The 12,529-nt window shown below is 40.1% G+C and carries 9 protein-coding genes and 3 pseudogenes; 5 read left to right on the plus strand and 7 right to left on the minus strand.

The features are described from left to right. The first annotated feature begins 104 nt into the window (after nucleotides 1–104). A complete protein-coding gene (locus CLV95_RS10430) occupies nucleotides 105–2,117 on the plus strand; it encodes a protein meaA (protein ID WP_002728924.1) in 2,013 nt (670 codons plus the stop codon). 20 nt (nucleotides 2,118–2,137) lie between these two features. Continuing rightward, a complete protein-coding gene (locus CLV95_RS10435) occupies nucleotides 2,138–3,088 on the plus strand; it encodes a P-loop NTPase family protein (protein WP_002734986.1) in 951 nt (316 codons plus the stop codon). 191 nt (nucleotides 3,089–3,279) lie between these two features. Here CLV95_RS10435 and CLV95_RS10440 read toward each other — a convergent pair whose 3' ends face one another. Together CLV95_RS10440 and CLV95_RS10445 are read right to left on the minus strand one after the other, a co-directional pair. Further along, nucleotides 3,280–3,807, minus strand: coding sequence for a DUF1564 domain-containing protein (locus CLV95_RS10440; RefSeq protein ID WP_002739565.1), 528 nt, complete (start codon nucleotides 3,805–3,807; stop codon nucleotides 3,280–3,282). Between the two features lie 930 nt (nucleotides 3,808–4,737). Further along, nucleotides 4,738–5,388 (minus strand): NADPH-dependent F420 reductase, encoded by a 651-nt coding sequence (locus CLV95_RS10445; RefSeq protein ID WP_002733326.1) that lies wholly within the window; start codon nucleotides 5,386–5,388, stop codon nucleotides 4,738–4,740. Nucleotides 5,389–6,777: 1,389 nt separating this feature from the next. On the opposite strand from CLV95_RS10445, the pseudogene CLV95_RS10460 reads away from it, so the two are divergent. Next, nucleotides 6,778–7,592 (plus strand): annotated as a pseudogene (locus tag CLV95_RS10460) (acyl-CoA desaturase). Between the two features lie 124 nt (nucleotides 7,593–7,716). Here the strand turns inward: CLV95_RS10460 and CLV95_RS19375 are convergent. The 3 genes and pseudogenes from CLV95_RS19375 to CLV95_RS10475 all read right to left on the minus strand — a co-directional run. Next, nucleotides 7,717–8,018: pseudogene (locus CLV95_RS19375) on the minus strand (LIC13305 family lipoprotein); the annotation flags it as partial. Nucleotides 8,019–8,181: 163 nt separating this feature from the next. Continuing rightward, the gene (locus tag CLV95_RS10470; RefSeq protein WP_002728942.1) at nucleotides 8,182–8,649 is read right to left on the minus strand and encodes a hypothetical protein; all 468 of its coding nucleotides are present in this window, start codon (nucleotides 8,647–8,649) and stop codon (nucleotides 8,182–8,184) included. 33 nt (nucleotides 8,650–8,682) lie between these two features. After that, nucleotides 8,683–8,865: a hypothetical protein gene (locus CLV95_RS10475; RefSeq protein ID WP_002733485.1), complete on the minus strand. Its 183-nt coding sequence runs from the start codon at nucleotides 8,863–8,865 to the stop codon at nucleotides 8,683–8,685. A gap of 238 nt (nucleotides 8,866–9,103) precedes the next feature. Between CLV95_RS10475 and CLV95_RS10485 the strand changes: the two genes are divergently transcribed. Then, a complete protein-coding gene (locus tag CLV95_RS10485) occupies nucleotides 9,104–10,003 on the plus strand; it encodes an NAD(+)/NADH kinase (protein WP_002728937.1) in 900 nt (299 codons plus the stop codon). Continuing rightward, a complete protein-coding gene (locus CLV95_RS10490; RefSeq protein WP_002729609.1) occupies nucleotides 10,000–10,341 on the plus strand; it encodes an STAS domain-containing protein in 342 nt (113 codons plus the stop codon). The genes CLV95_RS10485 and CLV95_RS10490 overlap by 4 nt, the downstream gene beginning before the upstream one ends. Nucleotides 10,342–10,345: 4 nt before the next feature. Here the strand turns inward: CLV95_RS10490 and CLV95_RS19380 are convergent. Further along, nucleotides 10,346–10,618: pseudogene (locus CLV95_RS19380) on the minus strand (PhoX family protein); the annotation flags it as partial. A 372-nt stretch (nucleotides 10,619–10,990) separates the two neighbouring features. Continuing rightward, complete coding sequence (srpA, locus tag CLV95_RS10500) at nucleotides 10,991–12,226, minus strand: sigma factor sigX-regulated lipoprotein SrpA (RefSeq protein ID WP_107694948.1); 1,236 nt, start codon at nucleotides 12,224–12,226, stop codon at nucleotides 10,991–10,993. Nucleotides 12,227–12,529: the final 303 nt, after the last annotated feature.

Consider the following 12,529-nt stretch of genomic DNA (forward strand, 5'->3'; position numbering starts at 1 on the left):
CTCGTAGGGTTTTTGCGGAAATCAGAGCAAGGATAAAAATTTGGGTGAAATTCTACCAACACATTTTGAAGTATCAATGAGAACCTCGAATCGGGACAAAATTCATGGAAAATAAAAATCATATCCTATACGACAAATCCGGCAAACCCTCTAAAGAACCTGCTTGGATTTTCAGAACGTATGCGGGGCACACAAACGCGAGAGAATCTAACGAACTTTTTAGAAAAAATCTATCCAAAGGACAAACGGGGCTTTCCATCGCCTTCGACTTGGCAACCCAGTGCGGTTATAGTTCCGATCATGCTATCGCAAAACCGGAAATCGGGAAGGTCGGCGTTCCGATTAACACTCTGGAAGATTTTAGAATCCTTTTCAATCAAATTCCGATCGAAGAAATGAACACTTCGATGACGATCAACGGGACCTCGATGTATCTTTTGTCCCTTTACGTCGCACTCGCCCAGGAACGCGGAGTAGACGTTGCCCTTCTTCAAGGAACCACTCAGAACGACATCATTAAAGAATACCTCGCAAGGGGGACATACATCTTTCCTCCCGCACAATCGATCCGAGTCATCGTCGATATGTACGAATATTGTCTGAAAAACATTCCGAAGTGGAACCCTTCCAACATTTGTTCGTATCACCTGCAGGAAGCCGGAGCGACACCTGTGCAGGAACTTGCGTTCGCACTCGCGACCGCAATGGCAATTCTCGACGCGATCAAGGAAAGAAATTGTTTCACCGCCGAAGAGTTCGAACAGTGTGTGGGAAGAATTTCATTCTTCGTAAACGCGGGTATTCGTTTTGTAGAAGAGATGTGCAAGATGCGCGCCTTTACGGAAATGTGGGACGAGATTACGAAAGATCGTTATCAAGTGAAACAGGAGAAATACCGCCGTTTCCGTTACGGGGTTCAGGTGAATTCTCTCGGTCTCACCGAAGAACAACCAGAAAACAACGCATGGAGAATTCTCATAGAAGCGTTAGGCGTCACCATGAGCCGCGATGCACGTTGCAGAGCGCTTCAGCTTCCCGCTTGGAACGAAGCTCTTTCCCTTCCAAGACCTTGGGACCAACAATGGTCTTTGAGATTGCAGCAGGTTCTCGCATATGAAACCGATCTTCTCGAATATCCGGACTTATTCGAAGGTTCTAAAGTCGTCGAAAGTAAAGTAAAAGAACTCAAAGTAGAAGCTTACAAAGAAATTCAAAAGATACTTGATATGGGCGGAGCGGTCAAAGCAATCGAAAACGGTTATATGAAATCTCAGCTCGTCAAGTCCCAAGCGGAACGTCTTGCTAAGATCAACAACAATGAACTCATCATCGTTGGTAAAAACAAATGGACCGAGGGAACTCCTTCCCCACTCATGACCGATCAAGACGGAGGAATTTTTAAAGTGGATCCTAAATCCGCAGAAGAAACCTTAGAAGTACTTGCAAAAGTAAAATCGACAAGAGACGCAAATAAAGTCAAAGAGGCTCTCTCTCAACTTGAAGCGGATGCGAAAGCCGGTAAAAATCTAATGCACGCTTCCATCGAATGTGCAAAAACAGGAATTTCAACCGGCGAATGGGCGGACGTTCTCAGATCCGTCTTCGGAGAATATAGACCTGCCACCGGTGTAGAAGGACAAAAACTTAATCTTGAAACCGACAAAGTGATTCGAGTAAGGGGAAAAGTGGAAGCGTTTTTCAAAGCGAACGGTTCCAGACCTAAGATCGTGGTCGGCAAACCGGGGTTAGACGGTCACTCTAACGGTGCGGAGATGATAGCCGTTTCCGCAAAACACGCTGGGTTTGATGTGATTTATTCCGGAATTCGTTTAACACCCGAGGAGATCGTTCAAACCGCGGTGGAAGAAAATGCGGACGTGATCGGAGTTTCGATTCTTTCCGGTTCTCATTTAGAACTTGCGGAACAGATTTTCAACGAACTAAAACACTACAAAGCGGATATCCCTGTGGTCTTTGGGGGAATCATCCCTTCGAACGACTTTGACGCTCTGACTAAACTCGGAGTCAAAGCAATCTTCACTCCAAAGGACTACGATCTAATGGACGTGATGGAAAGAATCATCGATATCATTTCTCAGACGATAAAAGCCGCATAACGCGGTTTGACGGGCATGCCGTGAAACATCGCAAAGAAGATCTCGCGAAACTCATCGAAGGAGCACGCGAAGGGGAAAAATTTCCCCTCGCGAAGCTCATCTCCGGCGTCGAAAAACCGGATTCCTTCGAGTTTAGAAAGAACCTCTTTGAATCCCTTGCTTCCCAAGGCCTCTCAGGTCAAAATTCTCTCACCGTGGGTTTTACCGGAACCCCCGGGGCCGGAAAATCCTCCTTACTCGGCGAACTCGCGACTCAATTTTTAAAAGCCGATAACGGAGAAACAATGGCGATCGTCGCAATCGATCCCTCCAGCCATATCTCTGGTGGTTCTTTGCTCGGCGATAGAACCCGTCTTTCTCTTCCGGCAAGAGAGAAAAGGATTTACTTCCGTTCCCAACCGAGTCAGTTAGAACTAGGCGGAGTCAATCCGTACACGTACCACGTAATTCGATTGCTTCGTCGTTTTTTTCGTTACGTGTTTATCGAAACCGTCGGAATCGGCCAGAATGAAATCGAAGTCTCCAAACTTACGGACCTTTCCTTTCTCGTTTTACAACCATTAGGCGGAGATCAGGTTCAGTTTATGAAAAGCGGAATCATGGAAGTTCCGGATTCCTTCATTATCAACAAATGCGACGAAGAAGTTCTTGCGAATTCCAGTTATCATATGTTAATCACTACCCTGGAATTTCTAAAAGACGTTATGCCAGGAAAAAATCTTCCCCCCGTTTTTAAAACCTCCGCGAAAACCAAGTATGGAATCGACGATCTTCTGGAATTTATCCGTAAGGCAAAACCCACCGTCGATCGTTCCAAAGAAACGGATCTTCAGCTTAAGAAATGGATCAAGAACGAGTTCGGAAATTTCGGCCTGAAGATCATCGAACATCTCCCCTACTCCGATCCTTCGAGTTTTGAAACCTTAGAAGACAGAGCGCTTCAGGAAATTCGAAAAAATCTGAATTCTTAATTGATCCCTTCATTCATACTTTTAGGTAAGTTCGACGGTTGAAAGTTTGGGCGAATCCAGCCTTTGCAAGCAAAGGCTGGACCGCGCTTTTCGTTCCAATTCCTTCGGAATTTCCACTACAATCGCTTTCGCATTTGTTAAACCGAACTCATGTTTTCTTAAATTTTAAACTTGTCGACGTTTTTGGAATTTTAGGAACGCAGATAGTATGGAAATATATCAGTCATCGGATTTGGTTCGAACTCCAATTCTCTTGAAATAAGATTTTGTCTCCTGTTAATCTTCCAAGTCATTTTGTAAGTCCAGTGAAAGCTAGGAACTCCCCTATTTAAAGTTTCCACAGTAGAATCCCCCACACCAAGATCTTCCAACCAAAGCATATAATTAAAAAGATAACATCTCGAAACACCATGAGCCGCCGCCAACACACCTAAAGTCGCCCAAACACCAGTATGAACCCGAATACTCAATTTTTTCATTTTACCCACCCCCCGATTGTATTTGATCTTACCCGCCCTATCATGCAGACGCTTCATAGACGCGATCTGCTTAGAATATTTTCTCAATAAAAAGGGAAGTTTGCCCCGAAGAGCCTTTTTTTCCTTAAAATTCAAACGATCCCAATAAACATTAGGAACCAAAAGAGAATCCGTTTCTACAGTATTTTCTATCAGGGTGGATTGAATTTTTTGATTGGAATCAAACAAGAGAATATCCATATTAGATACGGTTCTTTTAAATTTCACGGCGGAATAATTTTATAGAAATAAAAGATTCTATTGAAAAAACTAAGAACTTGTCCAAAAATCTCAGATGTAAGAACTCTTACGAGAGTGTTCTAACGATAAAATTCGCTAGAACATATATAAATTACCAATTTGCGGGAATTTCTACATTCTATTACGAACTTATGAAATGATTGTGCTGATTTATTTTAAGGTTTTGGGACAAGTTTTTAATGAAATATGTAGGCAAAGATTATAAGTCGAAAACGAATTCTATCTTTCAAACAAAAGCTTTTAAAAAAAGGATTAGTAGTAGATCGGTGCAGTGCTTTGCTTAAAACCGAGACCTATCTATAACCAACGAACAGATGTTTGATCTTCGGAAAAATATCAAACATAAACTTGTAAGCTGCGGCCGTTTCATATTTAACCTACCAAAAATCCCAAAAATAATTAATCCTCGCTATATCTACCATTACGGACCGGAGGACTATCTAATACGAAGATTAAGATAAAACGAATCATCCATTAAAAAAGACTCAATACAATATTTCAGATATATATGAATTTTTGAATGTTTAAAGCAATACAAACATCATACACCCACAGTATGTTAAATTCGTAAGTATAATAGTTCCTACAGATAAGATTTTGAAAAGATCGTAGTATTGATTTTTATTGAGACATCATTATGTTGGAAAGTAAATTCAAAATCCAGAATAATATAAGAATGAAACATCAAATAGAATCCATTAAGCGTTTTTGAACTCAAAAATCAAAAATGATTCTTCCGGACGAAAACGAATTCAAAAATTGATATACACTACTTCAAAAAGATGCGAAAACAATCTTCAACTTATAATGAACCCGCCATAAAATCTACGAACGTTGAAAAAACGAGGGACGACGATCTTTTACTCCGAATCATTTCAGAAGTTTAAATGCATGTGTCCAGGATTGAGATAGAAATCCTGGAATACACCAGAGAATACAAAGGGGTTCGATCGCTCTCGCAGCTTCCGCTTTTCCCATGTCTTCGATTTCCCAACCGAAAAGATTCAAAATTTCCTTTATTTGATTTTTGGCAGACTCGTCGTTTCCACAAATGAACATGCTCGGCTTTCCGTCTTTAAAGTGAGGATTTACCATCAAACCGTTACCGACCGAGTTGAAACATTTTACGAAATTTGCCTTGGGAACTTGCTTCTGGAATCGCTCCATTAGAGATTCATTGTATGTCGTAAAAAACTTCAAGACTCCGTTTTGCGGCGATTCTTCTCCGATCGGATTGGTCGTATCGATAATCGTTTTACCATTCAAAGAATCTATTCCTGCTAACTTTAAAGTTTCGGAGGCGGCATTTCCTTTTGCAGCTAACACAAGAATTTCTCCGAAATTTGCGGCGTCTGCAAATGACCCGATCGATGCACTTGTTCCCGCCTTGGATAACCAATCTTTGAGTTTTCCGGAATCCCTTGTACCAATTTTCACTTCGGCCCCGTATTTCAAAAATCCGTTTGCGAGAGTTTGTCCTACTACACCAGAACCTAAAATTCCGATTTTTTTTCCTTTCATAAGTTCCCCTTTTTCATTCTCTTCGATCCCATTTCCTTGATAAGAATCAAACAGATTTTTAACAAAACACCTTAAAACTCAAAAGCGATTCTAAACTAACGTAAATTTAATATAAGAACGTTTGGGAGAATACAGCCTTTGCAAGCAAAGGTGCACCCTTCTCCTTCTATGCATGAAAACCGAGAGTTCGATACGAGCATTGACCATAAAATAAGAAAACCAACAGCAGGAACTAAAAACTTGCCTCAAAACTGTCTTCTGTGAAAGCGGCATTACCGCGACACTGTCATCGGTCCTCTAAATGTAGGAACTCCAACGGGAACGTTCCAACAATAGGTCCATTTGAAAATGATACATTACCCAAGGAACATGATCTGCGGGAATTCTTTAGTTTTGTAAAAAGTTCACTATTATATTTCTACCAAGTTTTAAAATGCTGCTCTCTATAGGTGCAACGTAATAATCGCTTTCACATTGGTTACACCGAACTCATAAAAAACTATACAATAAAAAGAAAATATATATATTATCGTGATAAAAGAATGTCGATCTAATTGTATATCGAAAAAACATCAAGCTCTTTTTTGAGACGATAGTTTTCCTGAAGAGTCATTCTCAAAAAGACAAATCATTAAGAATTTGTTCCAAAACCTAAAAAGATATTATACTTGCTAAGCATTATGAACAGTTCCCGTAAATTACGAACTTTAGCAAAACATGATCGGATCGACAAAATTTTCTGACTCTTCAACCGTAATTTCTCCTCTAGTCTAAACCGATATAAGACCTGTATTTTGTGGAATATTATGATTTTCATATTGAAATTGGAAACAAAAATGCTCCTCGGATATGACGTTTCCAATCTTATTGATTTTCTCCATACAATAGAGCTCCAAGATTCCGCCTTTAAACGGGATTTGCGTTAAAATTGACGGACTCCTTCCTGTAGGGATCGTAGTTTTCTTACATAACATTAATCGATACCTTTGTCGGATCACAACCACTGGTAAATTGCAACATGACTTACACGAATGTCGGTTTCATTTCCGTTACAAATAACCAATGAAATCAAAAACAGAAAATGAACCTTATCTTCATACAAAGACATTTCGGTTTGAACTCACGTTATTACAGTATTCTTCATACGTCCGAGTAATAACGAACGATTTCAAATACGTTGATGTTTAGAGAAAAAACTCAAAAAGACGAACGGAATAGAACAACATTTAGAATAGTTCCTCAAATAAAAACTTGGAATTCAGTTTCCCATTTCCCAAAAAACAGACCCAAAAAATCAAAAAAATTGCTCTTTTTTCGAAATAATCCGCAACTTTCCTGCAACCTGCACAATACAAACCGCTCCTAGTATTCAACAGGAGTGAATACCAAATGATAGTCATTCTATCTTTCTTTATCGGGCATTGGTTCTTATCGGCTTTTGTCCAATCGTTCTTTTTACACAGATATGCAGCCCATGCAATGTTTAAGATGAATAAGTTTTGGGAAAAGTTTTTTCACATTTTCACTTGCGTGGCTCAAGGCTCCTCGTTCTTAAACCCGCGTGCTTATGCGATCATGCATAGACAACACCATGCGTACAGCGATACCGGAAAAGATCCCCATTCTCCGGTCGCCTCTAAAGGATTTCTGGACATGATGTGGAAAACCGCACTCAATTATGAAGCGATCTTAGATAAAAAAGCGAATGTAGAAAAAGAATTTAGAGGCAACTACCCCGAGTGGCCGGCAATCGACAAACTCAGCGATTCCTGGACTTTCAGATTGTTTTGCGGAACCCTTTACACGTTATTCTATCTTTACTTCGTTCCCGCAGGACAGTACGGATGGTATCTGCTACTTCCAATCCACTGGGTGATGGGACCGCTTCACGGTGCGATCGTAAACTGGTGTGGACATATGTACGGTTATAGAAATCATAAAAAAAATCCGGATAATTCAAAGAACACGCTGTTTGTGGATTTTATGATCGCGGGAGAATTGTATCAAAACAATCACCATGCTCATCCCAATTCTCCGAACTTTGCGTTCCGCTGGTTCGAATTGGATCTAACGTATCAAGTGATGAAAATACTTCACTTCTTGAAAATCATCAAAATTCAAAGAGCGATTTGGACTTCAAAAGGAAAAAAAATACTCCGAGAGGGTCCGATGTTTCCATCGAACCGGCATCCGTAGCAGCCTAAACGAACAGTCCTAAGACAAAGCCCGTGGCAAACCAAGCGCGCGGGCTTTTTTTGCTCAGCTGCAATCCCGTTCAGCTTGAGACATTCTGACCTTCCACTCCGTATTCTCCGCGCCCGCAATCGGTTGGCATTGGATACAATTCCATCCCGCACGCTTTGATCCAATATCCCTCGGATACCTGGCAATCTCTCTTTTTAATCTTTCCACAAAAAAATTAACGTCTTCGTCGGAATAACTCAGATCACAATCAACCGGAAATCCCTGTAGCGTATGGGTAATGATTTGTAATCGTAGTTCTCCGCTCGATCGGAAGGTTGCAGCAACGCTATCGAGAGTAAAAGATTGGAGTCGATTTCATTCTTTTTCTCGTTACAAGCAACTAATGAAATTAAAATCAAAAAAAAGAAAACAAATCTTATCTTCATAACAAACACCAGACCGAATACAATCTACTTAGTAAACGATCGTACAGTCTTAAAAGTGCCAAAATCTTTCGATTTTCCACGGCTCGAGATCGAATTTACAATACAAAAGCCAGAGCCAAAACAGAAATCTTTGAAAACTCAAAAGGATACTTTCAAAAGTAGTTTATTCCAAACCTTTCAGGTCTTTGAGAATTTCTTCTTCGTAATTTTTTTTCAGACGATCCAGAAACCCGTCCCTCAACGGAATCTTATCGTTGAGGATAAGGGAGAACAAGTCGTTTAACAATTCTCTTTCGTCAAAACCGACGAACAACCATTCTATAAGTTCGAGCGCGAGATCCATTCTTCCTTCGGTCGCGATCATCGCGCTAAATTCCTCTCGAATCTCCGCGTTCTTTTTGGATTTCAAAAGATTTCGGATCTTTTCCGGATAAAGGTTAAGCAAGGTTTGTTTTTTCGCGTTGGGAGTGAATAGGAAATGATTCCTCCCCGGAGGAAGATGCGACAAAATCGCTTCCTCCGCAACTTGAGAAGAAACGCCGTTTTCCAGAAGAGTTTTTAAGAATACTTCTCCCAATAAAAAATCCCGAAAAGGATCGAAAGGGAATCCGGAACTTACATTCAAACTCATTTTCTTTTTATCTCCGTATATTCGCGGACAGTTTCAAAAAAATTCCCGAATTTCGAAGAAACGATTTCCTTTGTAAATTAAAAAGAACGGATCATTTTTTAGAAACATCATTTCTCTACGATCTTTTTTAAAAAACTCGGACATAAACCGAACCGTTCCCCATTCTTTCTTTGGTAGGGAAAGCGGGCCGCAGAACTTCGCGGCCTCATCATCCATTGTTAGATTCGTTGTTTTTTCCAGGGACAATAAAATTTTTTCGTGATGTAAGTCGACAATGTGACTATTACGCTTCCGATCGCCGAACTACCGCGGATTTCTAGACGAATCTTCCATGTTACGGACTCAAGTGACAATTCACCTTTAGCGTGAAAAAAACAAAACGAGTATCTTCGATTTCCGGTTTTCCTCGAAAAAATCTCGATCATTTGAAACCGAATTCGTTTCTTGTATTTGGATGTCCTTAGAAAAATTAAAGGCGGCCGAACGAGTCCTCATTTTAGGTAAACGAACCAAGTTCGAGTTGGACTTGGAAGAATGGGGCTCACTCCAAAAGATCCAAAAAATTTACAAGATTCAAAACGATTCTTTTGCAAGAATCCACGAATCCCATCTCAGACAACTTTCCAATCGAGAGACTCTCAAACGTCTTTTTCCGAATGGCGCCTTTATCTTCCGGAAAGACATGGATCGGAATCCTCCTTCCGATTATGATCTCGTGGTCGCTTTAGGCGGAGACAATCATTTCACATTCGTCGCACACCATGCCGTGGACACACTCGTTTTGGGATGTAATTCCGATCCGCCTACATCTGTCGGAGCGCTTCTTTCCTTTCATGTAGAGGATCTTCAAAAAGCCCTTGAGACAAACTGGGAAAATGCGATCATTGAAAAGTGGCCCTTGATTGAAGTCAAGATATACTATCCGAACGGAAGGAATGTCAGTACCCTACAAGGAATCAGCGAAATTTCGATTCGAAATAATAGTCCCGATTTAACCAGCCGATTTCTGATCTGCCACGGCAACAAAATGGAAGAACAAAAATGTTCGGGACTTCTAGTTTATACAGGAGCAGGTTCAACCGGCTGGGTTATGTCCTGTGAAAACACGGACACGAGTTTCGACAAACAATCCCCTTTTTTCAAAGTCTACTGCAGAGAACTTAGAAAAAAGGAACATACTCAGTATACTCTGGACCATTTCACGGTCGCTGATAGTTTCAGTCTAATTTCGGAAATGAAAGGAGGAATTTCAATCGATTCTCTTGCGGAAACGATTTACGATTTTCCGCCGGGTGCAAAAGCTGAATTTAGTCTCTCTAAAAAAAAATTACACGTAGTGGTTCGTAAATTATGAGTCAATTAAACATCAAAAAGAAAGAGATCTCATCCGAAATTTTCGTTTATATACTCGACGGTAGATTAGATGAAAATAGTTTTACTGATTTTAAAAGTAAGGTCATCGACCCTCCTCATCCGAAGGCAGTAATTTTGAATCTAAGCGAACTCAAATACATCTCTAGTTCGGGCATCCGTTCCATCTTCGAACTGAGGTACAAACTTTTAAACGATGGTAAAAAATTATTTCTGACGGAAGCTTCCGATAAAGTAATTCAGATTTTCAACCTTTTAGGACTTTGGAAACCTTTCACTCACTTTATCACGGAAACCGAAGCGATCGCAGCGGCTAAGTAATCGATCACTTTAAATAAATTGCAACTACTCCGGGCCTTCTCTCCGCGAGGCCTGAGGTTTTGATAGTCATTTGTGGTTTCTCCCGGATGTTGAACGGAAAAAAATAATTCCTTTTGATCCGGAGTGGGCCAGTGCTCTGTAAGTTACGATCCAGAGATTCCCTTTTTTATCAAACGCCGAATTGTCGAGAGCGGCAAACCCCGAACTTTTCCCCCATAACAAACACTTCAAAATCAAATTCCAGGCCCGCGTGGTCATTATACTTTTGAGATAGTTTCTAATATTAGAGTTGTTGAAAAATTCCATAATTCAGATTAACAAAACTGCTTTAATTGACCGTTTTCATGAAACGAAAACAGATGAAGAATTAATTTTTCAACAACTCTAATATCTTTAAAGTGAAATGTATTTCAAAGTTGATAAAAAGTAATAACTTGCACCTTCCGTAAATTTTTAGAATCAGGTAAACTAACGTGAGTTCGACGGTTGAAAATGAGAAAGAATTTTCTAAAAGTAAGAGTCCCCTATCAATACAAAGCAAAAATACAAAAACGAAATTGAGTTCATTTTCCTGTATTGATTTTACTTGGATTCAAAAAAATTCCACCTTCTATTCTTTGCAGAAGATGGAATGATTTTTAGATCGATTTTATTTTTTGGAACTCAATATCGTCGGCAAATGTAGAATCATGTTTTTTCTTGATGTGTTCGTCAAGTTGTCGGCTCCGCTCGTCGCATTGGGTCTATCCTGTACGTCAAGCTGCGGAGAGAATTGATTATCCGGTGCGTTCGAATCCCAGAACAACACATTATCCATGGAAACATCCAAAAATAAATTCGAAATGCTCCCTTCTCCCAGATTTAAAACCATTATGTACGGATCAGACGACCTTAGGGTATCCATAGACGACGGTTTTTTGTATTTTAGTCTTTTTGATTCCGTATCGGCGACGCCTGAGTTAACAAGCGGCGGATTCTTATACCTGTTCGGGTTTGTAAAATATTCCTCGGAATTCAATAAAAAAATTCCGGAATTTGAATCGATCATACCCGGTCTGACAGTGCAAGTGTTTCCTTCCACCCAGTCGTTAGTTGTTCCCTCGTTGAAATAAGATCTGGGAGAGTTCAAAAAAGAATTCGGACAACCATCGTAAAAAATGTCGGTTATTATCTCTCCTCGATAGGAATTATTCAATTCCAAAGACATATATCGATAAGCGTCTTCCGGCACATCGTTTGGAGAGAATGCATAAGTCAAACTACTTGCTATAATTCCAATTCTATCATAATCAGCTCTTTGATCGATTGGGATGGTCTTGATGTCGACCCGTGCAGTCTGTTTTTCCGGAACTAAGGAAAATTTGTCTACATAATCGCAAAACTTCCGCTCTTTTTCATTGACGTTTTGGAAGATCACTGCCGCATCATACAAAATAAGGGAAGCATTTTCCAAAGTTTCATTTCCCGGTTCAGGACCGCCTTTTTCTCTAGATTTGTAAGCTACAATCTGACAAATATCCAACGCCGCCGCAATCGGTGTTATAAAATGATCCGTAAAGCCGTCGCTGGCACCATCGCCGTAATTTTGAGGATTGTTCCCCGATAAATCCGTAAGTAATCCGTAAAACGTAGCAGACAACGTTCTAAATTGTTGAACGTTTGAGGAACGAGTGGAGAGTAAAGAATTCGTGTTAGAAAGTCTAAATTCTGCCTTCCCTAGTGGCTGCTCTCCTGAACCCGCTAAAATTTGAGCTATAGTCAAATTGGTTATTAAGTCTTTATTACTATCCTTAGAGCCGCAACTCATAAGAAAAAGTAAAAATAGAATGAAGAATACCGCAATTGAAAGCATTCCTCGCATTATTTTTTTTTCGTTCTGTTTCATTGTAAAAACCTCCAATGAATTACAATAGGAAATATTGGGACTTGTGAGACAAAGTGAGACAGATTTTAGGAAAAAAATATTCGAATTGAATTTTTAAACGAGATTTGCGAAAATCCCTACACTTCGAGCGGCGAGTGAATAATGGTTAGGAATGTAGAGTAAGAAAGGGAGCTTTTACATGAGTGAACACATTCACTTCAATTGCAATCAAAGCGATTTTTTGGTCTTTTTGCAGGGATTTTAATCCGCAAAGATCTATATTAAGCCTTCGGCTATGATTTGTCAGGTAGGTCCTTTCCTAAA

Origin of the sequence: Leptospira borgpetersenii serovar Javanica (genome assembly GCF_003046425.1) — a bacterium.
GTDB classification, from domain to species: Bacteria; Spirochaetota; Leptospiria; order Leptospirales; family Leptospiraceae; genus Leptospira; species Leptospira borgpetersenii.

Bases quoted from the DNA above. Each gene is read 5' to 3' on its own strand.
- CLV95_RS10430 (WP_002728924.1), top strand. From the start codon at position 105: ATGGAAAATAAAAATCATATCCTATACGACAAATCCGGCAAACCCTCT.
- CLV95_RS10440 (WP_002739565.1), bottom strand. From the start codon at position 3,807: ATGGATATTCTCTTGTTTGATTCCAATCAAAAAATTCAATCCACCCTG.
- CLV95_RS10445 (WP_002733326.1), bottom strand. From the start codon at position 5,388: ATGAAAGGAAAAAAAATCGGAATTTTAGGTTCTGGTGTAGTAGGACAA.
- CLV95_RS10470 (WP_002728942.1), bottom strand. From the start codon at position 8,649: ATGAGTTTGAATGTAAGTTCCGGATTCCCTTTCGATCCTTTTCGGGAT.
- CLV95_RS10475 (WP_002733485.1), bottom strand. From the start codon at position 8,865: ATGGATGATGAGGCCGCGAAGTTCTGCGGCCCGCTTTCCCTACCAAAG.
- CLV95_RS10485 (WP_002728937.1), top strand. From the start codon at position 9,104: ATGTCCTTAGAAAAATTAAAGGCGGCCGAACGAGTCCTCATTTTAGGT.
- CLV95_RS10490 (WP_002729609.1), top strand. From the start codon at position 10,000: ATGAGTCAATTAAACATCAAAAAGAAAGAGATCTCATCCGAAATTTTC.
- srpA (WP_107694948.1), bottom strand. From the start codon at position 12,226: ATGAAACAGAACGAAAAAAAAATAATGCGAGGAATGCTTTCAATTGCG.